Origin of the sequence: Bordetella genomosp. 8, from assembly GCF_002119685.1 — a bacterium.
Taxonomy (GTDB): Bacteria; Pseudomonadota; Gammaproteobacteria; order Burkholderiales; family Burkholderiaceae_B; genus Bordetella_C.
The window spans coordinates 1,562,935-1,585,999 of sequence record NZ_CP021108.1 but is presented as its reverse complement, the minus strand read 5'-3'; the positions used below and the strand labels follow the sequence as shown (position 1 = coordinate 1,585,999).

The 23,065-nt window shown below is 66.3% G+C and carries 19 protein-coding genes; 14 read left to right on the top strand and 5 right to left on the bottom strand.

The window, feature by feature from the left end:
* Positions 1 to 46: 46 nt before the first annotated feature.
* On the bottom strand, positions 47 to 2,104 hold the full coding sequence (locus tag CAL12_RS07275) for a helix-turn-helix domain-containing protein (RefSeq protein WP_232464730.1): 2,058 nt from the start codon (positions 2,102 to 2,104) through the stop codon (positions 47 to 49).
* A gap of 95 nt (positions 2,105 to 2,199) precedes the next feature.
* Between CAL12_RS07275 and CAL12_RS07270 the strand changes: the two genes are divergently transcribed.
* From CAL12_RS07270 to CAL12_RS07225, 10 genes are all read left to right on the top strand, one after another.
* Positions 2,200 to 2,997 carry an SDR family oxidoreductase gene (locus CAL12_RS07270; RefSeq protein ID WP_086063880.1) on the top strand — a complete coding sequence of 266 codons (798 nt, stop codon included), beginning with the start codon at positions 2,200 to 2,202 and terminating at the stop codon, positions 2,995 to 2,997.
* Between the two features lie 55 nt (positions 2,998 to 3,052).
* On the top strand, positions 3,053 to 4,300 hold the full coding sequence (locus tag CAL12_RS07265) for a branched-chain amino acid ABC transporter substrate-binding protein (protein WP_086063879.1): 1,248 nt from the start codon (positions 3,053 to 3,055) through the stop codon (positions 4,298 to 4,300).
* A gap of 18 nt (positions 4,301 to 4,318) precedes the next feature.
* Positions 4,319 to 5,260, top strand: coding sequence for a branched-chain amino acid ABC transporter permease (locus CAL12_RS07260; protein WP_086063878.1), 942 nt, complete (start codon positions 4,319 to 4,321; stop codon positions 5,258 to 5,260).
* Between the two features lie 21 nt (positions 5,261 to 5,281).
* Positions 5,282 to 6,331, top strand: coding sequence for a branched-chain amino acid ABC transporter permease (locus tag CAL12_RS07255; RefSeq protein WP_232464729.1), 1,050 nt, complete (start codon positions 5,282 to 5,284; stop codon positions 6,329 to 6,331).
* The gene (locus tag CAL12_RS07250) at positions 6,328 to 7,083 is read left to right on the top strand and encodes an ABC transporter ATP-binding protein (protein ID WP_086063877.1); all 756 of its coding nucleotides are present in this window, start codon (positions 6,328 to 6,330) and stop codon (positions 7,081 to 7,083) included. The genes CAL12_RS07255 and CAL12_RS07250 overlap by 4 nt, the downstream gene beginning before the upstream one ends.
* A complete protein-coding gene (locus CAL12_RS07245) occupies positions 7,080 to 7,802 on the top strand; it encodes an ABC transporter ATP-binding protein (protein WP_086063876.1) in 723 nt (240 codons plus the stop codon). The genes CAL12_RS07250 and CAL12_RS07245 overlap by 4 nt, the downstream gene beginning before the upstream one ends.
* 91 nt (positions 7,803 to 7,893) lie before the next feature.
* A complete protein-coding gene (locus CAL12_RS07240; RefSeq protein WP_086063875.1) occupies positions 7,894 to 8,835 on the top strand; it encodes a 3-keto-5-aminohexanoate cleavage protein in 942 nt (313 codons plus the stop codon).
* A 106-nt stretch (positions 8,836 to 8,941) separates the two neighbouring features.
* Positions 8,942 to 9,874: a non-homologous end joining protein Ku gene (ku, locus tag CAL12_RS07235; RefSeq protein ID WP_086063874.1), complete on the top strand. Its 933-nt coding sequence runs from the start codon at positions 8,942 to 8,944 to the stop codon at positions 9,872 to 9,874.
* 2 nt (positions 9,875 to 9,876) lie between these two features.
* Positions 9,877 to 12,705, top strand: coding sequence for a DNA ligase D (ligD, locus tag CAL12_RS07230; RefSeq protein WP_086063873.1), 2,829 nt, complete (start codon positions 9,877 to 9,879; stop codon positions 12,703 to 12,705).
* Between the two features lie 107 nt (positions 12,706 to 12,812).
* Positions 12,813 to 13,349, top strand: a complete 537-nt coding sequence (locus CAL12_RS07225) for a ferritin-like domain-containing protein (RefSeq protein WP_232464728.1) — start codon at positions 12,813 to 12,815, stop codon at positions 13,347 to 13,349.
* A 107-nt stretch (positions 13,350 to 13,456) separates the two neighbouring features.
* On the opposite strand, the gene CAL12_RS07220 is transcribed toward CAL12_RS07225, so the two are convergent.
* From CAL12_RS07220 to CAL12_RS07205, 4 genes are all read right to left on the bottom strand, one after another.
* The gene (locus CAL12_RS07220) at positions 13,457 to 13,714 is read right to left on the bottom strand and encodes a hypothetical protein (protein ID WP_086063872.1); all 258 of its coding nucleotides are present in this window, start codon (positions 13,712 to 13,714) and stop codon (positions 13,457 to 13,459) included.
* A gap of 213 nt (positions 13,715 to 13,927) precedes the next feature.
* Positions 13,928 to 16,309, bottom strand: a complete 2,382-nt coding sequence (locus tag CAL12_RS07215; RefSeq protein ID WP_086063871.1) for an ATP-dependent DNA helicase — start codon at positions 16,307 to 16,309, stop codon at positions 13,928 to 13,930.
* 129 nt (positions 16,310 to 16,438) lie between these two features.
* Complete coding sequence (locus CAL12_RS07210) at positions 16,439 to 16,930, bottom strand: hypothetical protein (RefSeq protein WP_086063870.1); 492 nt, start codon at positions 16,928 to 16,930, stop codon at positions 16,439 to 16,441.
* 145 nt (positions 16,931 to 17,075) lie between these two features.
* Positions 17,076 to 17,987, bottom strand: coding sequence for a LysR family transcriptional regulator (locus tag CAL12_RS07205; RefSeq protein WP_086063869.1), 912 nt, complete (start codon positions 17,985 to 17,987; stop codon positions 17,076 to 17,078).
* 205 nt (positions 17,988 to 18,192) lie between these two features.
* On the opposite strand from CAL12_RS07205, the gene CAL12_RS07200 reads away from it, so the two are divergent.
* The 4 genes from CAL12_RS07200 to CAL12_RS07185 are packed head-to-tail and all read left to right on the top strand — an operon-like array spanning position 18,193 to position 23,064.
* Entirely contained in the window at positions 18,193 to 19,095 is a 903-nt protein-coding gene (locus CAL12_RS07200; protein ID WP_232464727.1) for an ABC transporter substrate-binding protein, read from the top strand.
* Positions 19,096 to 19,121: 26 nt separating this feature from the next.
* On the top strand, positions 19,122 to 20,192 hold the full coding sequence (locus tag CAL12_RS07195; protein ID WP_086063867.1) for an ABC transporter ATP-binding protein: 1,071 nt from the start codon (positions 19,122 to 19,124) through the stop codon (positions 20,190 to 20,192).
* Entirely contained in the window at positions 20,180 to 21,841 is a 1,662-nt protein-coding gene (locus CAL12_RS07190; protein WP_086063866.1) for an ABC transporter permease, read from the top strand. Before CAL12_RS07195 ends, CAL12_RS07190 begins: the two co-directional genes overlap by 13 nt.
* Entirely contained in the window at positions 21,838 to 23,064 is a 1,227-nt protein-coding gene (locus CAL12_RS07185) for a pyridoxal phosphate-dependent aminotransferase (protein WP_086063865.1), read from the top strand. The genes CAL12_RS07190 and CAL12_RS07185 overlap by 4 nt, the downstream gene beginning before the upstream one ends.
* Position 23,065 lies beyond the last annotated feature (1 nt).

The following is a 23,065-nucleotide window of genomic DNA, read 5'->3' as shown; positions in this document are numbered from 1 at the left end:
CGATGGCGCCCGAGCGCTCGTTGCGCGCATGACCGCGGTTGCCGCGCTAAGGGGCTGGCGATAGCGTCCGATCGTCGGCCATCCCGACGCGCCACAGCCGCAGCGCGACGTGGATCTCCAGTGCGCGGGCGGGGTCGCGCCAATCCGCCATCAGGGCTTCCACGCTGGCCAGGCGCTGGCGCACGGTGTTCACATGCAGGTCCAGGGCACTGGCCGTGGCCGTCGCGTTCTGATGGTGATCGAAGAACGCCAGCAGCGTGGCCGCCAGCTCCGTGCCGCGCTTGCGGTCGTGGTCGATGACGGGACCGATGGCGGCGTCCAGGAAAGCCCGCAGGCCGGCGCGATCCTGGCTTTCGAACAAGGCGGAATAGAGCGCCAATTCGTGCTGGGCAAGGACGCGGCCGCGCATGCCCAGGCGTCCGGCCACGGCAAGCGCGCGCCGCAATGCGGCATGGACGGCCGGCATATCGGCGGCGCTGGCCACCGGCCGCGACAGCACGCCCAGGTAGGCGTCGCCCAGTTCGCGGCGGGCGAAATCGGCGAACGCGCGCCGCACCGGCGCCACATCTTCCGCCCCGCACACCAGCACCAGAACGCCATCGACATCGTCCATGACGACGCCCGGCATATCGAGTCCCTGGCGCGCCCGCCGTGCCAGGAAGATGGCATCGCGCCCATCCGGCTCGACCAGCGACTGCACCAGCAACAGCGACAGGGGCCGCGCCAGATCCAGGCCGAAGCGCTCGGCGCGGTCGCGCGTCAGCGCGGGTTCGCCCTGGCGGGGCGATATCAGCGATTGCAGCAGCTGCGACACATCGCGGCTCTTGGTGGCTTCCAGGCGATCCTGCGACAACAGCACGATGCCGATGACGCTGGAGCTTCTCTCGAAGGTGCGGATGGAGATATCGCGCATGTCCTCTCGCCGGAACAGCAGCATGGCGCCGACGATGCCATCGCCACCGATCACGGCGATGGCACGGCAGAGTTCGCCGTCGCTTTCATAGGCGATGGCCGAACGGCCGGCGCGGCGACTGTCCCGCAAGGCCTGAGCGATCGCCGCGCCGTAAGGTCCGTAGGGATCGTAGGCATCGGCCGCCCTGCCCTGGTAGCCAGGCGCCGTGGCGCGGACGATCACGTGCTGGGCCTCGTCCAGCACCAGGACGCTGCCTTGCAGCAGCTGGGCGACGTCCCGGCAGAGTTCGCCCAGCGACGCGCCACGCGCCAGCAGCGAGGTCAGCCGCTCGTGCGCTTCCACCGCGTCCTGCACGTCGCGCGCGTGTTCCTCCAGCTCCGCGCGCGCCTGGCGGGCCTTCTCCAGGGCGGCCTGGGCGTCGGCGAAGGCCTTGGCGTTGTTGATGGCGACCGCCGCGTGTGTGGCCAGGGTGCACAGGATGGAGACGTTCAGCGCGGTATGGGTGCGATGGTAGCGATCCGCCACGAACAGCAGGCCGATCACCTCGTCGTCCCAGATCAGCGGCGCGCCGACCACGGCCCCCACGCCCTCGCCCCGGAAAATGTCGTCCAGCTCGGCGTCATGGATGAAACGGTCGTCGTTCAGATAATCCGGCGTGGAAAAAGGCAGCCGCGTGGACATGACCACACCGGCGACGCCGAGCTCGCGCCTGGCGGTCATCCTGCCAGTGCGCTGCGTGATCGCGCCGTCGGCCACCAGGGCCTTGAATTCCCCGCTTTCGGCGTCGTAGACGGACAGCCAGCACAGGTGCGCCCGCAAGAGATCGCGGGCACGCGCCGCAACGGCCTTGAGCAGCTCGGAAAGGTGCAGCCGGCTGGCCAGGTCCTGGGCCGACTCCGTCACGGCAAGCATCCCGCGCTCGCGCTGCTCGTGCAGGTCGAGCCGGTTGCGCAGCGCCATCGCCATGCGGACCAGCTCGATCAGGCCGGTTTTCTGGTGCATGGCATCGGGCAGGGCCTCCAGGGCCGCCAGGCGTGCGGCGAACTCGGTCCCCGGGGCGTTGGCGTGCAGCAGGCCGACCAGTTCGGTGGCCACGGCATCCACGCCCAGGGTGGGCGCCTGCCCTGCCTGTCCGCTTTCCACTGATCCATGGCCCATGGCATCGCACCCCGAATAATGTGCAAACATCATATCAACATCCCGCTTCTTATAGCGGAATCGCACATGGTTTCCTCGGACGCTTTCCTGGAAACTGGCTCCATTCCAAGAATGGCAGGAGACAAACAGTGACTACGAGCGTCCTGGATTCCTTGCGCCCGGTCGCGGGACTGCGGGTATTGATCAGCGCGGGCGCGTCCGGCATCGGCGCGGCGGTGGTCCGCGCCTTCCGCGAAGCCGGGGCCCGCGTCCACGTCTGCGACATCGACCGGAACGCCCTGGACAGGCTGGCCGCCGAAGCGCCGGGGGTCACCACCAGCACGGCCGACGCGTCCCTGGCCAGGGACGTGGACACCGTCTTCGACGACGTCAGGAATGCGCTGGGCGGACTGGACGTGCTGGTGAACAACGTCGGCATCGCCGGCCCGACCGGCCCGGTGGAACAGCTGCGGGCCGCGGATTGGGAACGGACGATCGGCGTCAACCTGAACAGCCACTTCTACTTCGCATCGCGCGCCGTTCCACTGCTGAAGGAATCCCCCCACGACCCCTGCCTGATCGCCATGAGCTCGGTGGCGGGCCGCCTGGGCTATGCCCTGCGCACGCCCTACGCGTCCACCAAATGGGCCATCGTGGGAATGATGAAATCCCTGGCCATCGAACTGGGGCCGCACGGCGTCCGGGTCAACGCGATCCTGCCCGGCACGGTGGAAGGCGAACGCATGACGGCCGTGATGGGCGCCCGGGCCGCCGCGGCCGGCGTGTCGCTGGAGGACATGCGGCAGGAATACCTGGGCAAGATTTCGCTGCGCCGCATGGTGACGACCGACGACGTCGCGGCCATGGCGCTTTTCCTGTGTTCACCGGCCGCGCGCAACATCAGCGGCCAGGCCATCAGCGTGGACGGCAACATGGAGTATCTCTAGCACGCCGCGCGGCACGTCCGCGGCCCCACCCAATCGAAAAACGAGGAGACAAACCATGAACCACTTCCAGTTTCCCGCCGCCACGGTGGCTGCGATCCTGGCCCTGTGCGGCGCCACGCCGGCGCTGGCCGCGCCGGTGAAAATAGGCCTGGTGGAAACGCTGTCCGGACCGCAGGCTTCCACCGGCCAGACCTACCGCTCGGCGGTGCGCTACGCCATCGACCAGATTAATGCGGCAGGCGGCTGGAACGGCGAACCGGTGCAGCTGCTGGAATACGACAACCAGGGCGGCCCGGCCGGCGCGGCGGACAAGCTGAAGGCCGCGGCGGCCGACGGCGTGCAGATCGTCGTGCAGGGAGCGTCCTCGGCAATCGGCGGACAGATCACCGAGGACGTGCGCAAGTACAACATGCGCAACCCCGGCAAGGAGATGGTCTACGTCAACATGGGCGCCGAAGCGCTGGACCTGACCGGCGAGAAATGCAACTTCTACCATTTCCGCTTCGCCGGCAATGCGCAGGTCCGCACCAAGTCGCTGATCGAAGGCATGAAGAAGGCCAATGCGCTGGGCACCAAGGTCTACGCCATCAACCAGAACTATTCCTGGGGCCAGGACATGGAGCAGGCCATCGTCGACGACCAGAAGCTGGGCGGCTACACGGTGGTGGAAAAAACCCTGCACGACGTCAACAAGATCCAGGACTTCGCGCCCTACGTCGCAAAGATTTCCGCGTCTGGCGCCGATACCGTCATCACGGGCAACTGGTCCAATGACCTGCTGCTGCTCATGAAGGCGTCGAAGGCGGCCGGCCTGAAGGCGCGCTATGGCACCGTCTATCTGGACCAGCCCGGCAACCTGGCCAACGCGGGCGACCTGGCGCTGGGCAATTTCGTGGCGCACACCTTCAACGCCGAAGCCGGCGGCGCCGACGCCGTGAAATTCGTCGACGACTACAAGGCCAAGACCGGCCATGTGCCGGTCTTCGTCGAGCCGCAGACCTACTACGGCATGATGATGGTGGCCGATGCGCTCAAGCGCACACCGGCCAGCAAGGGCGCGCTGAACGTCAACGCCTTCGCCACGAACCTGGAAAACGCGCGCATCGCCACGCCCATGGGCGAGATGAGCATGCGCGCCGCGGACCACCAGGCGCAATTGCCGATGGTGGTCTCCACCGTCGCGCGCGACGCCAGGTACAAGGTCGACAACACCGACATGGGCTTCAAGCCGGTGCTGCTGCTGACGGCGCAGGAAGCATCCACGCCCGCGCAGGCCAGCTGCAAGATGAAACGGCCCGGCTGACCGCGGCGCGTCCATCCCATGGAGCAGATCGTCTTTTCCCTTCTGAACGGCATCATTTACGGATTGCTGCTGTTCATGGTGTCGGCCGGGCTGACGCTGATCTTCGGCATGATGGGCGTGCTGAACTTCGCCCATGCGTCCTTCTACATGCTGGGGGCCTACTTCGCCTATACCCTGCAGGGCGCGATCGGCTTCTGGCCGGCAGTGATCGTTTCGCCGCTGCTGGTCGGGCTGGTGGGCGTGGTGGTCGAGCGCTGGTTCCTGCGTCGCGTCCATCATCACGGCCACGCGCATGAGCTTCTGCTGACCTTCGGCCTGTCCTTCATCATCGCCGAGGTGATCAAGCTGATCTACGGCAACTTCCCGGTGGACTATCGGGTTCCGCCTTCGCTGGACTTTTCCGCCTTCAGTATCGGCGGCACGCAATATCCGGCGTACCGGATATTGATGGGCGGCATCGCGCTGGCGATGTTCGCCGCCATCTACCTGGTGCTGACGCGCACGCGGGTGGGCATCGTGGTGCGTTCGGCCATCCACAAGCCGCGCATGGCGGAGGCCCTGGGACACAACGTTCCGCTGGTCTTCATGGGCGTGTTCGGCGCGGGCGCGGCGCTGGCAGGCCTGGCCGGCGCGGTGGCCGGCGCCTTCTACACCACCAATCCGAACATGGCGCTGGAACTGGGCGTGATGGTCTTCGTGGTGGTCGTCGTGGGCGGCCTGGGGTCCCTGGTCGGGGCGATGCTGGCGTCCTTGCTGATCGGCGTCATCACCTCGCTGGCCGTGGCGGTGGATGGCAGCCTGGCCGACCTGCTGGGGCTGGTGGGCCTGGGCGACTGGGCACGCGGCGTAGGCGGCCTGATGACACTGAGCCTGTCCAGCCTGGCGGCGACCCTGCCCTTCGCGCTGATGCTGCTGATCCTGCTGGTGCGGCCCGGCGGGCTGATGGGGGATAAAGAATGACGGGCGACAAGGAATGACGCGATGAAGAAAACCGTCCTGGCCTGCCTGGCGGGCACGGCCGTGCTGGCCGCGCTGCCTTACCTGCTTTCGCAGGGGCTGCTGAATGCCGCCATCCAGATGCTGATAGCCGCGCTGTTCGCCACCGCCTACAACCTGCTGTGCGGGCAGGCGGGCATGCTGTCCTTCGGCCACGCGGCTTACTTCGGCGTCGGCGCCTTCGCCACCGTGCATGCGATGAACGCACTGGGTGGCAACGGCCTGCTGCCCACGCCCCTGATGCCGCTGGCCGGCGCCTTCGGCGGGCTGGTGTTCGGCGGCATCGCCGGCTGGTTCGCCACCCAGCGCAGCGGCACCTACTTCGCCATGATCACGCTGGCCATCGCCGAGCTGGTGCATTCCCTGGCGCCGCACCTGAAGGGGACGTTCGGCGGCGAAGCCGGCATTTCGACGATGCGCATGCCCGCCTGGGGCCTGGACTTCGGCTCGACCACGCAGGTGTACTACCTGACCCTGGCGTGGGTGCTGCTGGCCATGCTGCTGCTGTACCTGTACACACGCACGCCGCTGGGGCGCCTGACGTTGGGCCTGCGGGAAAACAACCATCGGCTGAAATTCCTGGGCTACAACGTGCACGGGCTGCGCACCCTGGTATTCGCCATATCGGCGATGTTCGCCGGCATGGCGGGCGGCCTGCAGGTGCTGTCCAACGAGTCCGCCAACTACGTGGTGTTCGATCCCGCCTTGTCGGCGGCGGCCGTTCTCAATACCTATATCGGCGGCGTCGGCGTGTTCCTGGGGCCCGCGTTCGGCGCCTCGCTGATGACCTTCTTCGGCTACGCGGTGTCGGACCTGACCCGTTCCTGGCTGCTCTACCAGGGCATTCTTTTCGTCATCGTGATGATGTTCCTGCCACGCGGCCTCGCCGGGCTGTTCGTCCGGCGTGCGCGGCCGGCACCGGAGGCACCGCCAACGCAGGCGGCCACCTCCGCGACCCCACCCACCCCGCCCACTCCGGCCATTCCAGCCGAGTCCGCCGCAGCGCGCGGGCAGGGCCGCAAGGAGCTGGCATGAGCGATCCTATACTTCGCATCCGCGACCTGCGCAAATCCTTCGGCGTCACGGAAATCATCCGCGGCGTGGACCTGGACATCGAACCGGGCGAACGGCACGCGCTGATCGGTCCGAACGGCGCCGGCAAATCGACGTTATTCCATCTGGTATCCGGGCAGCTTGCGCCCACATCCGGCAGCATCCTGTTCCAGGGCCGCGAGATCGGCGGCCAGACGCCGCAGGCCATCAACCGGCGAGGCCTGTCGCGATCATTCCAGATCACCAACATCTTTCCCAGGCTGAGCACCTTCGAGAACGTGCGGCTGGCGGTGATGCGCGCCCACGGCACGCAATACGCCTTCTGGCGCTTCATCGACCGCGACCGCCGCGTCCGCCAGGAAACCGAGCGCCTGCTGGAACTGGTGCGCCTGACGCCGCGCGCCTATACCTTGGCTGGCGAGATGGCCTATTCCGAACAACGTTCGCTGGAAATCGCCATGACGCTGGCGTCCGATCCGCGCCTGATCCTGCTGGATGAACCGATGGCCGGCATGTCCAACGAAGAGACCGCCTACACCGCGCAGTTGATCCGCGTAGCCGCCGCCGGCCGCACGCTGGTGATCGTCGAACACGACATGGACGTGGTGTTTTCGCTGAGCGACCGCATCAGCGTGCTGGTGTACGGCCAGATCATCGCCACCGGCACACCTGACGAAATCCGGGCGCACGCCGCCGTGCGCGAAGCTTACCTGGGCGACGAGGCCATCGCATGAACGACACCGCCACGCCACTGCTGGACGTGCGCGACCTGCACGCGCACTACGGCAAAAGCCATGTCCTGCAAGGCGTCGACCTGCGGGTCGGACAGGACGAAGTGGTCAGCCTGGTGGGCCGCAACGGTTCCGGGCGTTCGACCACCATGAAAACCATCATGGGCCTCGTGGCGCCGACCTCCGGCCATGTCCGCCTGCGCGGACGCGAACTGGCGGGCGCGCGCCCGTATGCCATCTGCCGGGCCGGCATCGCCTACGTGCCGGAAGAACGCGAGGTCTTCGCCAACCTGACGGTGGACGAAAACCTGCGCATGGGCGAGCAGCCGCCGGCGGCCGGGGCCCATCGCTGGACGGTCGAACAGATGTTCGACTATTTCCCGCGGTTGAAGGAACGGCGCAACGCCAAGGCGGGCAGCATGTCGGGCGGCGAGCAGCAGATGCTGACCATCTGCCGGTCGCTGCTGGGCAACCCGCTGGTCATCCTGATCGACGAGCCCACGGAAGGCCTTGCGCCGAAGATCGTCGCGCAAGTGGGCGAATGTATACGCGACATGCATCGCAAGGGCGTGTCGGTGCTGCTGGTCGAACAGAAGCTGACCATCGCGCTGAAGGTGTCCACGCGCGTCTGCGTGATGGGACACGGCCGCGTGGTATTCGAAGGCACGCCAGACGCGCTGAGCGCTAACGACGAAATCGTCTCGCAATGGCTGGCGGTGTAGCCCGCCGCGCCGGCGCCTGGGTTCAACCCATGAACGCACCCATACATCCACCCATCGCACATAACGCCCACCCACATCGAAGATCCTTCCCATGAAAACCCGCCAAGACAAGGTCATCATCTCCTGCGCGGTTACCGGCTCCGTGCACACGCCGACAATGTCGCCGCACCTGCCCCTGACGCCCGACCAGATCGCCGCGCAGGCCATCGAAGCGGCGGAAGCCGGCGCGGCGATCCTGCACCTGCATGCGCGCGATCCGCGCGACGGCCGGCCCACATCCGATCCGGCGGTGTTCGACGCGTTCGTGCCCCGCATCCGCGACGCCACCGACGCGGTGATCAACATCACCACCGGCGGCAGCACGCGCATGACGCTGGAAGAGCGCCTGGCCTATCCCTTGCGCGCCAAGCCTGAGATGTGCTCCCTGAACATGGGATCGATGAACTTTTCCATCCATCCAGCCGCGCGGCGCATCGCGGCGTGGCGCCACGACTGGGAAAAACCCTATATCGAAGGCATGGAGGACCTGATCTTCCGCAACACCTTCCGCGATATCCGGCACATCCTGAAGGTGCTGGGAGACGACTGCGGCACCCGCTTCGAGTTCGAGTGCTACGACATGGGCCATCTGTACAACCTGGCGCACTTCGTCGACGAGGGCCTGGTGCGGGGGCCGCTGTTCATCCAGGCCATCTTCGGCATCCTGGGCGGCCTGGGTCCGGATCCGGAAAACGTCGCCACCATGCGCACCACCGCGGACCGCCTGTTCGGGCGCGACGGCTATCGGTTTTCGGTGCTCGGCGCAGGCCGGCACCAGATGCCCCTGGTCACCATGGGCGCCATCCTCGGCGGCAATGTGCGCGTGGGCCTGGAGGACAGCCTTTACCTGTCCAAGGGCCAGTTGGCCACATCCTGCGCGGAGCAGGTCCTGAAGATCCGCGGCATCCTGGAAGCGCTGTCCCTGGAGATCGCCAGTCCCGACGAGGCGCGCGCCATGCTGGGCCTGAAAGGCAGCCACGCCGTGGCGTTCTGAAACGCCGCGCCTCCCGGGAAGCCGTCCGAGTTCCTGGCATGACAGTTGCTACGCGCCAAAAAACAGCGCGCGGCGGGTACGCGCGCTCGCCGAAAAAGGAACTGCCATGGCCTCGTCAAGAACGATCTGGAAAGGCGCCATTTCATTCGGGCTGGTGAACATCCCGGTGGGCCTGCATACCGCCGCCGTCGAGTCGGGCGTCGACTTCGACTGGCTGGACAAGCGCAGCATGGACCCGGTGGGCTACAAGCGCATCAACAAGCGCACCGGCCGCGAAATCGACCGCGACAACATCGTCAAGGGCGTCGAATACGAAGACGGCAAGTACGTCATCATTTCGCCGGAAGAGATCGCCGAAGCCTACCCGCGCACCACGCAGACCATCGAAATCCAGCGCTTCGTGCCGGCGGACCAGCTTTCCTTCGTCTACCTGGAGCGGCCCTACTACATCGCCCCCATCAACAAGGGGCACAAGGTCTACGCGCTGCTGCGCGACACATTGGCCAAGACCGGCAAGATCGGTATCGCCAAGGTGGTGATCCAGACCAAGCAGCACCTGGCAGCGCTGGTGCCGTCGGGCGATGCGATGATCCTGAACCTCATGCGCTGGGGCGACGAGATCAAGTCCATGGAAGATCTCGACCTGCCCACCGTCGGCGCCAAGGCGATGGCCGCCAGCCCGCAGGAACAGAAGATGGCCAAGATGCTGGTCGACGACATGTCCGGCGATTGGAATCCGGACGACTTCCAGGACGAGTTCCGCCACGCCATCATGGCCTTGGTCGAACAGAAGGTGCAGGCCGGCAAGACCGAAACCGTGATCGAGCCGCAGGAAGAAGCGCCCAGTGTCGGCGGCGATAACGTGATCGACCTGACCGAACTGCTGCAACGCAGCCTGAAAGGCCGGTCCGCGCCCAAGGCCGACGCGCCGGCCAAGACGCCCGCCAGGAAGGCAGCGAAGAAGACCGCCGCCAAGAGCGCATCGAAGACGGCCAAGTCGGCATCGAAATCCGGCGGACGTACGCGCAAGGCGGCCTGACCATGGTGGACAGCCTTGCCAAGTACCGCCAGAAGCGGAACTTCGACGTCACGTCCGAACCGGCGGGCGGCGGCAAGCCGAACGCCACGGCGCGCGCCTTCGTCATCCAGAAGCATTGGGCCACGCGCCTGCACTACGATTTCCGCCTGGAGCTGGACGGCGCCATGAAGAGTTGGGCCGTGCCCAAGGGCCCCAGCTACGATCCGTCGATCAAGCGCATGGCGGTCCAGGTGGAAGACCATCCCATCGCCTACAACCAGTTCGAAGGCGAGATCCCCAAGGGACAGTATGGCGCGGGCAAGGTCATCATCTGGGATGAAGGAACCTGGCAGCCGGTGGGCGATCCGCGCAAGGGTTATCGGGAAGGCCACCTGAAATTCGACCTGATGGGTGCCAAGATGCAGGGGCGTTGGGCGCTGGTGCGCCTGCACGGCAAGGAGAACGAACGCCAGCCGCCGTGGCTGTTGATCAAGGACCGCGACGAATTCGCGCGCGCCGACGCGGAATTCAGCGTGGTGGATGAAATGCCCGACAGCGTCGTGCCGCTGCGCGCGCAGCGCAAGAAGGCGCTGGCGCGCGCCGCGCGCCCCGCCGCGAACGAAGCCGCCACGGACCAAGCCACCGCCAAGAAAACCGCTGCCAAGAAAACCACTGCCAAGAAAGCCGCCGCCAAGCAAGCCACCACCGAGAAAGCCACCGCCAGGAAGGCCACCGCGAAGACCGCCACCGCGAAGACCGCGCCGCGGAAGCGTGCCGCCAAAACCGGCGCCGCCGCCGATGGCGCGGACGCAGCGACAACGGACGCGGCCCAGCATCGCCTGCCCGGCGTGGCGCGCGCCCTGCCCGCCACCCTCAAGCCGCAGCTTGCCACGCTGGTGGACGGCGTGCCGCCCAATCCCGCCGACTGGATCTACGAAGTCAAGTTCGATGGCTACCGCATCGTCGCGCGGCTGGACGAAGGCGGCGCGCGGCTCTACACCCGCAACGGCCACGACTGGAGCGCGAAGATGCCGCACCTGGTCAAGGCACTGTCCGCGCTGAAGGTACAGGACACCTGGATCGATGGCGAAATCGTCGTGCTGGCCGACCATGGCGCCCCCAGCTTCCAGGCCTTGCAGAATGCCTTCGACAGCGATCGCACCGGCGACATCGTCTACTACGCATTCGACCTGCCTTTCGTCGCGGGTCGCGACCTGCGCGAAGAACCCGTCACCGTGCGCCGCGCCTTGCTGGAGCAACTGCTGGGCGGCGCCTCCGACGGTCCGATGCGCTTCAGCGCCGCCTTCGACGCCCCACCGGGCGAACTGGTGGCCTCGGCCTGCAAGATGGGGTTGGAAGGCATCATCGCCAAGCGCAGGGACTCCATCTACGTTTCACGGCGCTCGGACGCCTGGCTCAAGCTGAAGTGCGCGCAGCGGCAGGAATTCATCATCGTCGGCTATACCGACCCCGCCGGCAGCCGCAAGGGGCTGGGCGCGCTATTGGTGGCCGTGCATGACGACAAGGGCGAGCTGCGCTACGCCGGCAAGGTCGGCACCGGCTTCGATACGCGCGGCCTGCAGGAAATGGCGAAGCGGCTGCAGGCGATCGAGATCCCGGAGCGGCCCCTGCCCCAGCAACCCGAGCTGCCGCGCAAGGCGCATTGGGTCAAGCCGGAACTCGTCGCCGAAGTTTCGTTCGGCGAATGGACGCAGTCCGGCCACATCCGCCATTCCGTTTTCCGCGGCTTGCGCGGCGACAAGCCGGCGCGCGCCATCACGCGGGAGAAGCCGCTGGCCGCGCAGGCGGTAGGCAAGGATGCCGCGGCGGACGTCGGAGACGGCGCGCCTTCCCGCGCCGGAAAAGCCAAGGCTGCGAAGAAGGCCGCCACGAAAACCGCGGCGAAAGCGCCGGCCGGGACACAGGAAACCGTGGCCCGGCCCGCCTCGCTGAAAGGCGCACCCGCAGGCAAGGGCAAGCTGGGTCGCCTGTCCAACCCGGATCGCATCATCGACCCGTCGACCGGCCTGACCAAGCTGGACCTGGCGCGCTATTACGGCCTGGTGGCGCCGCTGCTGCTGGAACACCTGAAGAATCGTCCGGTATCGCTGGTGCGCGCGCCAGGCGGCATCCAGGAACCGCTGTTCTTCCAGAAGCACCTGGAAGCCGCCATCCCGGGCGTCAAGCCGCTGCCGCAGCGGCTCGACCCCGGCCACCCGTCGCTGCTGGAAGTGCCCAGCGACGTCGCCATCGTTTCGGCCGCGCAGATGAACGTGGTGGAATTCCACACCTGGAACGCCGTCAAGACGGCGATCGGCAAGCCCGACCGCATGTTGTTCGACCTGGATCCGGGGGAAGGCGTGAAGTGGGCGACGCTGCAACAGGCCGCCGGACTGGTGCGGGTCCTGCTGCGTGAACTGGGACTGGACTGCTGGCTGAAGACCAGCGGGGGCAAGGGCCTGCATGTGGTAGTGCCGCTGCGCAAGCAGTACGGCTGGGACACCGTCAAGGATTTCTCGCAGGCGATCGTGCGGCACCTGGCCAGCACCCTGCCGCAGTTGTTCGTGGCCAAGAGCGGGCCGAAGAACCGCGTGGGCAAGATCTTCGCGGACTATCTGCGCAACGGCTACGGCGCCACCACCGTCGCGGCGTGGTCGGCGCGCGCCCGGCCCGGCCTCGGTATTTCCGTGCCGATCGCGTGGGATGAGCTTCCTGACATCAAGGGCGGCGCGCATTGGACCATCAGCACCGCGCACACCCGCCTGGACGCCGGCAACGCGCCGTGGGACGACTATCAGCCCCAGGCGGTCTCCCCAGCCATGAAGGCGCTGGACTTCGACCCCAAGGATTGATCGGCCGACATCCTGCCATGTGCCCGTGGGTATGGCGCCTGCGGACTACCCGCGTCCGCCAGCATGATCCGGCGCTGGCGCCCGCGGTAATCCCACAGGAGATGACAATGGAAAACGAAGGCATCACCATGGACAGGGACGTCCTGGAATCGCACTATATGGATTGGCTGCGCGACGCTCACGCCATGGAAGAGCAAGCCGAAAGCATGTTGACCGCCATGGCCAAGCGCATCGAAAACTATCCCGACCTGAAACGCCGCATCGAGCAGCACATCGACGAAACGCGCAACCAGGCGCGGCTCATTGCGCAGTGCATCGAGCGCCGCGGTGGCGATACGTCTACGCTGAAGGACTTGGCGGGCAAGGCGGTGGCGGGCATGCACGGCGCGACGAGCATGTTCGCCAGCGACGAGATCGTCAAGGGCGGCATGATGAGCTACGCGTTCGAACACTTCGAGATCGCCTCGTACCGCAATCTGATCGAAGCGGCGCGCATGGTGGGCGACCGGGAAACCATGGCGATATGCGAGCGCATCCTGCCCGAGGAACAGGCCATGGCGGATTGGCTGCAGCACAACATGGCGGGCACGACGCGGCGCTTCCTACAACTGGCGCAGATACCGGACGCGAAGGCCAAGATATAGCGTCCACGGGCCGCGTTCCGCCAACGAACCGGCCTCGGAGCGATTCGGTAGCGCTCCGAAAGAAACAGGGCCGCCCGAGGGCGGCCTTGTTTCTTTCGATGCAGCGATTATCCGCGATTGCGGTCCTGCTGGCCCTGCTGGTTCTGCTGGCGGTTCTGGTTGTTCTGTTGTTCCTGCTGGCGATTCTGGTCGCCTTGTTGGTTCTGCTGGCGATTCTGGTCGTTCTGTTGGTTCTGCTGCCGGTTCTGATCGTTCTGTTGGCTCTGTTGCCGATTCTGGTCGTTCTGTTGGTTCTGTTGCCGGTTCTGGTCGTTTTGTTGGCTCTGCTGGCGATTCTGGTCGTTTTGTTGGTTCTGCTGGCTCATGGTGTCTCTCCGGTGGATGAGTTGAATGCAGCGATGCGCCGCACCTTGCTTGCGCAACAGTCGTACCTGAACCGTTCCATGGAACTCGCACCGGGCTTGAATCCGCCCTGCTTCAGCAAAAGCAAAACGGATGAGCTGACTTTACGAACCGGAGCACGAACCAGAGCGCGAACCAGAGCGGCCCGCCGTCCGCCCAGGCGTCGTCGAAGCGCACTACGCATGCTGCGTTGCAAGGTGCTCTGGCGCGGGATGGTCCAGTCGCCGCGGGCGCCACCACGCCGGCAGCAAGGCCCGCACGCTCGCGCGCCGGAAGCGGTCATCGATCAGGTAGACGCTGCCCCGGTCCGTCTCGGTACGGATCACCCGGCCCGCCGCCTGCACGACCTTCTGCAGGCCCGGATAGAGATAGGTGTATTCGAAGCCGCAACCGAAGCGGGCGTCCATGCACCGCATCATCTGTTCATTGACGGGATTCACCTGCGGCATGCCCAAGGTGATGATGAAGGCGCCGATCAGGCGGTCTCCCGGCAGATCCACGCCTTCTCCGAACACGCCGCCCAGGACGGCAAAGCCCAGGCCGGCGCCGCCTGGCGCGAACCGGTCGAGAAAGGCCTCGCGTCCGGCCGCGTCCATGCCGGCGGCCTGCTGCCACGAGGGCAGTTCCGGCAAGCGCGCTCGCAGCTGGCACGCCAGCCGATCCATGTATTCGAAGCTGCTGGCGAAGCAGATGTAATTGCCTGGATTCTCCCGATACGCCCGCACCATGATCTCCACGATCGCGGATATCGATGCATCGCGATCGCGATAGCGCGTCGAAACGTTGCCGACCAGATTCACGGTGAGTTGCTCCGCGCGAAAGGGCCCCGGCACATCGATCGTCCGGCAGTCGCCCGGCAGGCCCAGGGTATCGCGATAGAACGCCATGGGGTTCAGGGTCGCCGAGAACAGCACCGCGCCGTGGGCCGCCTTGAAGCGCGGCGACAGATAAGGACCCGGCACCACGTTGCGCACGCACAGCGTGCCACCCTGGTCGCGACCTTGCCCGCGCACCGCGCCCGCAGCGCCGGGCTGCGTCCGGGTAATGTCGAACAGCGCGTGGTCCCCCAGGTCTTCGGCCAGCCTGGTGAACGACAGGATGGTGAAATACAGCTGCAACAGCGGTTCAGGCGCTTCCCCGCCCTGGTCGGCGAAATGCGCCGACAGCGCGGAACCGGCCTGCTGCAATTGCGCCAGCAGCGCCGGCGGCATGGCGTCGTGGACCGAATAGCGTTGCGCCTGCGCCTTCAACAGTTGCTGGCAGACGCGCCGCAGGGCGTCCAGAGGCTTGCGCAGCGCCGCCGGCGCCACTCTGCGCGCCGCGGCGATATCGTCCACACGCAGCTCGGCGGTGTACATGCGCCGCGCGCGCTCGACCATGTTGTGGGCTTCGTCCACCAGCAGCCCCACCCGCCACTGGTTTGCCACCGTCATCGCATGGAGCATCGCGCTGGCGTCGAAGTAATAGTTGTAGTCGCCCACCACCACGTCGCTCCAGCGCGCCAATTCCTGGCTCAGGAAATACGGGCAGACGTCATGCGCCAGCGCGGCCGTACGCACCGCGGCGCGGTCCATGACGAAGCCCTGCAATGCCGTGGCGCGCGCCGCCGGAAGGCGATCGTGGAAGCCGCGCGCCAGGGGGCACGAATCGCCGTTGCAGGCTTTGCCGGGATGCTCGCAGGCCTGCTCGCGGGCCACCATTTCCAACACGCGCAAGGGCACCGGGGTAACGCCTTGCCGAAGACGTTGCAAGGCCGCCAGCGCCGCCTGCCGTCCCGCCGTCTTGGCGCAAAGAAAAAACACCTTGTCCAGCGTACCGACGCAGGCCTTGAGCATGGGAAAGATCGTCGCCATGGTCTTGCCGATGCCCGTCGGCGCCTGGGCCAGCACGCATTGCGCGTCTCGCGCGGCGCGAAAGACCGCCTTGGCCAGATCGCGCTGGCCGGCGCGGAACCCGCCATGGGGAAAGGCCAGGCCGGCCAGCGCCGCATCGCGCGACTGGCGGTGAGCGATCTCCTGGCGCGCCCAGGCGAGAAAGCGCTCGCACTGGTCAGTGAAGAAGTCGCGCAGCGCATTCGCGTCATGGGTTTCCACCAGCACCGTTTCCTTCTGGCTGCCGATGTCGAAATACACCAGCGCGACTTCCATTTCCTTCAAGCCGCGTTGCTGGCAGAGCAGATGGGCGTAGACCTTGGCTTGCGCCCAATGCAGGGCGCGATGATTGGGAGGAATGCGCTCGACGCTGCCGCGATGGGTCTTGATTTCCTCCAGCCGATTGCGCGCGGTGTCGTAGCCATCCGCGCGTCCACGCACCCGCAGGGCGCCGTGCGTGCCGGTCAGGGACACCTCGGTCTCGTAGTCCGCGCCGCGGCGCTGGGTCACGAACAGGTGTCCCGCCTGGCCTTCCTGCGCCGAGGGAGCCGGCGTGAATCGCAGGTCGAGATCGCCGCGCCGCGCGGTGAAGTCGCACAGCGCGCGCACCGCGACGACGTAGGCGTCAGGTGACGCGGCGGCTGAGCCGGCGCCGGGCTGAGAAGACACGCGGGCGGATGTGGCCATGGGTGAGCATATACTGTATTTTTATACAGTATAGCCGCAGCGGCATGGCGCCTTCGCTACGGCCACACGGGACGTCTCTGCGGTGGCGACATGGTGATTCCTGGGTCGCCTGCGGCAGCGTGACAGTCGCTAGCCCTCGCCACCCAGGAACAGCTTGTCGCAGTAGCCGCCCTGCAGGTAGGAGGACACGATGGTCTTTTGGGCGTTAGTGATGAAGGTCATGATGCACGTCTCGCCTTCTTGGGTGTAATAACCCGTTGGCGCGGTGTTTTCCTGGAAGATCGGGGTCTGGGCTTGGCCGCCACCGGCGGGAAGTACCCCGACCAGCGTACGGCCTGTCGACGCCGTTCCGGTCTGGACGAATCGCTGGTGCTGGGTAGAGCCGTATCGGGTCCAGGCGTGCGAGTAGCGGGGGTTCTGTGGGGTGCCGATGTTGGGATAGGTGGCCGAACCGCCCTGGTAATCTTCGGGCCCGAACCGCGAGGTGACCTCGTTCAGGTTATGGCCGACCATACTTTTCGCGTAGCGATCCATCTGGTTGGCGGGCGGGTGATAGACGCAACCGCCTAGCAGGACGAAACCCAGGGTGGCGGAACAGGCAAACAGGGTGCGGCGGATCATGGAGTCGTTTCGCGAAAGACGAAAGTGTGAATTCTATTTCCGCACCTGCGGGACGAAAATCCTCATCTGTAGAGAAAATGTAACTACGGCCGCATCCAACAATGCGCCAGATCGGCCGACTTCGGCAGTGGGACAGCCGCTCCGCCTAAACGCCAGGCATTCGGCCGGTCGGCGAACGCCCGCGGTCCCGCAGCATCCGCTTCAGCCAACGGCAGAACTCCCGCGCCGCCTGTACATGGCGACTGTAGGCGCTGACGTAGGCGGCATAGGTCGCACCGGAGGCCACCGGCTCCTCGTCGACGAGCACCAGCGTGGCGTTGTCGAGCTGATCCTGGACGACGATGCGCGGAATGACCAGCAAACCGGTCCCGCCTATCGCGGCCGCGACCGCCAGGAATAGATGATCGTAGACCGCGCACACATGCAGCGCGTCCGCGGACAGCCCCTTCGCCACGGCCCATATGGGAATGGCGTCCGGCCGGGAGCGCGACGCGATCAGCGGCCATGACGACGGCGATCGGGCCGCATGGCGTTTCGCCACCGCGGGCGCCGCCACGCATACCAGCTCTTCGCGAAAAAGCTCCCAGCTTTCCGCCCCTGGAAGGCTGAGGTCGCGCGTGATCAGCACATCGAATTCGTCGCGCGGCTGCGGCGAGGATAAAGAGGTGACCAAGTCCACCGCCACGGCATGCCGTGCGGTGAAGTTGCCCAGCGCGGGGATCACCACGGTCATCGCAAAACTGGGCATCGAGGTACGCACCACCAGGCGATCATGCGAGTGCCGGCCTTGCGACAGCTGAATCGTCGCCAGCTCGATCGTCGACATCGCGTCTCGCACCGCATCGTAAAACTGCGAGCCGGCAGGGGTCGGCGAGATGTGCGGGCCGCTGCGTGTGAACAGCGGTCCGCCCGCCAGTTCTTCCAGGGTCGCGACATGGCGGCTTACCGCGCTCTGCGTAATGCCCAAGGCCGCTGCCGCGCGCGTGAAGCTCCCGTAGCGCCCCACCGCCGTAAACGCGCGTATGGCCACAAGAGGGATGCTGGGTTTATCGTCCATGATTAAAACTCATCAAAGGCAGGCGCAAAACCGATTGTGGCGAATGGCCTCCCCTGTTCGGGGCCGGCCTCAGCGCGTAGATTTTCCCCATGGCAAACCACCAAGGGGAAATCCAATGTTCAAAGCCGGATTGGCATCATGCGTATTAATCATACAGGCGGCGTTTGCGACGCTGGGAACAGGTAACGCGATCGCGGGGCAAGTTGTGCTGTATTCCTCCAACGACGTCCAGACCGTCAGCACTGTCGTGGAGCAATTCGAACGACAGAACCCGGACGTCCGGGTGTCCGTTGTGCGCGCAGGCACGGGGGCGCTGATGCAAAGGATCAAGGCCGAGGCCGCCAATCCCCTGGGCGACGTGTTCTGGTCGGGCGGCCTGTCGACCATGGGCGCGTTCGCGGACGGATTCCAGCCCTATCACTCGCCGGAAGAAGGCGCCGTCGCCCCCAGGTATCGCGGTCCGGACGGCCTCTGGCTTGGGACCAACACGCATGTCAGCGTGCTCATGGCGAATCTCAGGCAGGTGCCGGATGGGGCGCCACCGACACGCTGGGCCGAACTGGCCGATCCCCGCTGGAAAGGCAAGATCGCCATCCCCGATCCGCAGTTCAGCAGCGCGTCGTACGTGGCGTTGTACGGAATCAGGAACCTGCTTGGCGACGACGTCTACGCGCGCATCGTCCGCAACGCCGTCATCGTCGGCACGACCTCGGCCGCCTACCAGGGCGTGGCCAATGGCGAGTTCGCCGCCGCGGTCACCATGGAATATGCCGCGTACCAATATGTCGCGGGGGGCCTGAAGGAAATCAAGGTGGTCTATCCCGCGGAGGGCACCTTCCTGTCGCCCGAGGGCATGGCCTTGATCAAGGGCGCCAAGCATCCCGCCGAAGCGCGCCGGCTGTATGACTTCCTGGCCTCCCGGTCCGCGCAAGCCATGATTTTCGAGCGGGCATTCCGGCGTCCGCTGCGTGCCGATATCGACGTCGCCGCGCTGTCGGGGCTGCCGGCCCTGGCGGGAATCAAGGTCATCGACCTGGACGACAACCGGATGGAAGCCGACCGCGCGCAGTTCCTGGTGCAGTGGCGGCAACTGGTGTCCTCGAACTGATCGCGTCCGACGCAAGGAACACCGACATGCAGGTTGCATTCGAAGGCATCACCCAGGGCTATGGCGGGCACACCCTGTTCGAGGGTCTCGACCTCGTTATTCCAGCCGGCGGTTTTTTCACCCTGCTGGGGCCGTCCGGCTGCGGCAAGACCACGCTGCTGCGCATGCTGGCCGGCTTCATTCGGCCGGACAAGGGGCGCGTGCTTTTCGGCGACAGCGACGTCACCACGGTACCGGTGCATCGTCGCGGCGTGGGTATCGTATTCCAGGACTATGCGCTATTCCCCGACCGCTCCACGATTGCCAACGTCGCGTATGGCCTGCTCGCGCGCAAGGTGCCGAAGAAGGACGCCTATGCGCGTGCCGCCGCCATGCTGGAACGCGTCGGCCTGGGCGCATTCCTGGACCGGCCGCCGCCGGCGCTTTCCGGCGGGCAGCGCCAGCGTGTCGCCATGGCACGGGCGCTGGTGATCGAGCCCAGGCTGCTGCTGCTGGACGAGCCGCTTTCGGCGCTCGACGCCAAGCTGCGCGTCGAGCTGCGTGAAATGGTCAGGACACTGCAGCGCGAGGCGGGCATCACCACGGTGTTCGTGACCCACGACCAGGAAGAAGCCCTGGCCATGTCCGACCTGATCGCGGTCATGGACCGTGGCCGGGTGATCCAGACGGGCTCGCCGCAGGAGATCTATGCCGAGCCGCGCACCGCCTTCGTGGCCGACTTTGTCGACGGCGCCAATCTGATACCCATCCTGAGCGAACTTCCGGCGACCGAACCGGGTCTGCGTCGCATCGATACCCCCGCCGGTGCGTTGATGACATGCTGCGACCGCCCGCTGACCGCGGGCGCGCTGCTCGCGGTACGCGGCACTGCGATCGCCATCGCCGCGGGACGGCCGGCGCGGGAAGGCGAGCTCGGCGGCGAAATCCGCCACGTCGAATATCGCGGCGGCACCACGGGCTACACGGTCCATACCGCGGCGGGCACCATCAAGGTACAGACCTCGGAAGCGCCGGCTTGCACGCCGATGCGCCCAGGCCTCCCCGTCGCGCTGACGATACCGGCAACCGCACGGATCGTGGAGGGATGGTCGTGCTAGGCAAACTACGCAGGGATCCCGTATGGCTGGCGCTGGCCGCCATATCGCTCGTGACGCTCGGCATGTTCCTGCTGTGGCCGCTCGCGACCATGTTTGGAAAATCCCTGGTCAACGGCAATGGTGGCATCGACCTGAGCGGCTACGCACGCTTCTTCGGCGAGCGGTCGTACCGACAGGCCTTCGTGAACACCTTGATTCTGGGCGCGGCCGTCACGCTGTGTTCCCTGGTCGTGGGCGGCGGCCTGGCCGTGGCGGTGGCCCGTTGCAGGTTTCCGCTGGCCGCCCTGGTCGCGGTGCTGCCCCTCGTCACCCTGGTGATTCCGGACGTCGTCGTGGCGGCGTCCTGGGTGGTCCTGCTCGGGAAGCAGGGCATCTTCAACACGCTGATCCGCCCGCTGGGCATGGAGCTGCCCTCGCTGTACTCATGGTGGGGACTGATCCTGGTCATGACGCTCAACAACTACGTCTACGCCTTCGTGGCGGTATTCGTGGGATTGCGATCGATGGACCGCAACCTGGAGGAAGCCGCGCTAAGCCTGGGTCGGCCGCCGGAACGCGTCGTGTTGGGCATCACCCTGCCCATGCTGCTGCCCTCCATCTTCGGCGGCGCGATGATCGTCTTCACCCACGTCATCGGCAGCTTCGGCGTGCCGGCCATCATCGGCGCCCGCACGCCGGTCCTGGCGGTCAAGGCGTACCACGAATTCGTGAACGAAATGGGCGGCAGCGCGCAGATGCAGACCACCATGGCATCCATGCTGGTACTGCTGGGCGCCGCCGCGCTGCTGTTCCAGAAGCTCGTGGTGGAACGCCGGCAATACCAGATGGAGACGGGCCGCGCGCCAGTGCGGGTGACCTTGAAGGGTTGGCGCGCCAGCGCCGCGGCCACCGGCGTGCTGCTCATCGTGGCCCTGTCGCTGGCGCCCGCGGTCGTGGTCGTGATCACCGCTTTCACGCCAGCGAGCGGGCCCGTGCTGCGCTATGGCGGATTCACGCTCGACCATGTCCTGCATGCCGCGCTGCGCGCGCCGGATCCCTTGTACCACTCCTTGTTCCTGGCCACGACGGCGACGCTGGCCGGCTCGCTGTTCGCCATCGTTACCGCCTACCTGATCGTCAAGCGGCGCAGCGGGCTCACCCATGTCCTGGATATCCTGGTCGCCCTGCCCTTGACCATCGCCGGGACGGTACTTGGCATCGCCCTGATCAACACGTTCGGCAGCGGATGGTTGGTGCTGACCGGCAGTTGGACCATCATGGCGCTCGCGTATTTCCTGCGCCGCGTACCGACCAACGTACGAGCGGCGATAGGCCCGCTGCACAACCTCAAGGACTCGCTCGAGGAAGCTTCCATGAGCCTGGGGGTCAGTCCGATCCGCAGCTTCTTCAAGGTCGTGCTGCCCACGATCTGGCCGGCCGCCGCCGCGGCCGCGGTGCTGATGTGGGTGACCACGCTGTCCGAGCTGTCGGCCACGGTGGTGCTCTATTTCGGTGGCATGAGCACCATGCCCATCGAGATCTTCCAGCAGGTCGACAGCGACCGGCTGGCCCTGGCATGCGCTTATAGCGTGGTGCTGATTCTCACCATCTTCATCCCGCTGGCCCTTGCCAGATGGAAACTGGGTCTCAAAGTAGGAGCAATAGAATGAATACCGACACGGCCGCCGGCAACAGCTTCCTGGCGCATCGCGTGCTGGGCGCCAAGCCCTCCGCCACCAAGGAGATGACCCGCCTCGCCAACGAACTGAAGCGCGAAGGCCAGGACATCATCGCCCTGAGCCAGGGCGAGCCGGACTTCCCGACGCCGGAGCATATCCGCGCGGCGGCCAAGGCAGCCATCGACCGCAATGAGTCGCGCTACACCGAGGTCGCCGGCACGCTGGCCTTGCGTGTAGCGGTCACCCGAAAATTCGAACGGGACAACGGCCTGCGATACACCCCCGATCAGGTCCAGGTGGGATGCGGAGCCAAGCAACTGCTCTATAACGCCCTGCAGGCCACGGTCGAGGCGGGCGACGAGGTCGTGATCCCGACGCCAGCCTGGGTCTCCTATCCCGACATGGTGCTGCTGGCCGGCGGCAAGCCGGTGATCGTACGCTGCGGCGCCGCCACCGGATTCAAGATCACGCCGGCGCAGCTGGAAGCCGCCATCACGCCCAGGACCAAATGGCTGATGCTCAACTCGCCGTCCAATCCCAGCGGCGCCGTCTACAGCGGCCAGGAGCTGGCCGCGCTGGCGGAGGTGCTGCTGCGCCATCCCCACGTCTGGCTGATGGCCGATGACATCTACGAGAAGATCCGCTATGACGGCGCGCCCTTCGCCACGCCGGCCGCGGTCACGCCGGAGCTGGCCCAGCGCACGCTCACGGTCAATGGCGTATCCAAGGCCTACGCAATGACGGGTTGGCGAGTCGGGTTCGCCGCCGGCCCTGTCGAGTTGATCAAGGCGATGAACCTGGTCCAATCCCAATCGACGTCGCACACCAGCTCCATCAGCCAGGCCGCCTCGATCGCGGCGCTGGACGGCCCGATGGACTTCCTTGACGGGTTCCTCGCCAGCTTTCGCCGTCGCCGGGACGGCGTCGTGGCCGCCCTGCGGGCGATCGAGGGTGTGACTTGCGATCTGCCTCCTGGCGCCTTCTATGCATTCCCCGGCTGCCAGGGACTGCTCGGACGACGCGATCCGTCGGGCGCTCTCATCGCCTCGGACGTCGACCTGGCGATGTACCTGCTACGGCATGCGGGCGTGGCCGTGGTGCCGGGGACCGCGTTCGAATTGCCCGGCCACTTCCGCGTTTCCTATGCGGCTTCCGACGAGGATCTTGAGCAAGCGATGTCGCGCATCGCCGCGGCCTGCGCGAAACTCCGTTGAG

Bases quoted from the DNA above. Each gene is read 5' to 3' on its own strand.
- CAL12_RS07220 (WP_086063872.1), bottom strand. From the start codon at position 13,714: ATGAGCCAGCAGAACCAACAAAACGACCAGAATCGCCAGCAGAGCCAA.
- CAL12_RS07210 (WP_086063870.1), bottom strand. From the start codon at position 16,930: ATGATCCGCCGCACCCTGTTTGCCTGTTCCGCCACCCTGGGTTTCGTC.
- CAL12_RS07250 (WP_086063877.1), top strand. From the start codon at position 6,328: ATGAGCGATCCTATACTTCGCATCCGCGACCTGCGCAAATCCTTCGGC.
- ligD (WP_086063873.1), top strand. From the start codon at position 9,877: ATGGTGGACAGCCTTGCCAAGTACCGCCAGAAGCGGAACTTCGACGTC.
- CAL12_RS07185 (WP_086063865.1), top strand. From the start codon at position 21,838: ATGAATACCGACACGGCCGCCGGCAACAGCTTCCTGGCGCATCGCGTG.
- CAL12_RS07255 (WP_232464729.1), top strand. From the start codon at position 5,282: ATGAAGAAAACCGTCCTGGCCTGCCTGGCGGGCACGGCCGTGCTGGCC.
- CAL12_RS07260 (WP_086063878.1), top strand. From the start codon at position 4,319: ATGGAGCAGATCGTCTTTTCCCTTCTGAACGGCATCATTTACGGATTG.
- CAL12_RS07215 (WP_086063871.1), bottom strand. From the start codon at position 16,309: ATGGCCACATCCGCCCGCGTGTCTTCTCAGCCCGGCGCCGGCTCAGCC.
- CAL12_RS07265 (WP_086063879.1), top strand. From the start codon at position 3,053: ATGAACCACTTCCAGTTTCCCGCCGCCACGGTGGCTGCGATCCTGGCC.
- CAL12_RS07275 (WP_232464730.1), bottom strand. From the start codon at position 2,104: ATGATGTTTGCACATTATTCGGGGTGCGATGCCATGGGCCATGGATCA.
- CAL12_RS07240 (WP_086063875.1), top strand. From the start codon at position 7,894: ATGAAAACCCGCCAAGACAAGGTCATCATCTCCTGCGCGGTTACCGGC.
- CAL12_RS07225 (WP_232464728.1), top strand. From the start codon at position 12,813: ATGGAAAACGAAGGCATCACCATGGACAGGGACGTCCTGGAATCGCAC.
- CAL12_RS07245 (WP_086063876.1), top strand. From the start codon at position 7,080: ATGAACGACACCGCCACGCCACTGCTGGACGTGCGCGACCTGCACGCG.
- CAL12_RS07195 (WP_086063867.1), top strand. From the start codon at position 19,122: ATGCAGGTTGCATTCGAAGGCATCACCCAGGGCTATGGCGGGCACACC.
- CAL12_RS07205 (WP_086063869.1), bottom strand. From the start codon at position 17,987: ATGGACGATAAACCCAGCATCCCTCTTGTGGCCATACGCGCGTTTACG.
- CAL12_RS07190 (WP_086063866.1), top strand. From the start codon at position 20,180: ATGGTCGTGCTAGGCAAACTACGCAGGGATCCCGTATGGCTGGCGCTG.
- ku (WP_086063874.1), top strand. From the start codon at position 8,942: ATGGCCTCGTCAAGAACGATCTGGAAAGGCGCCATTTCATTCGGGCTG.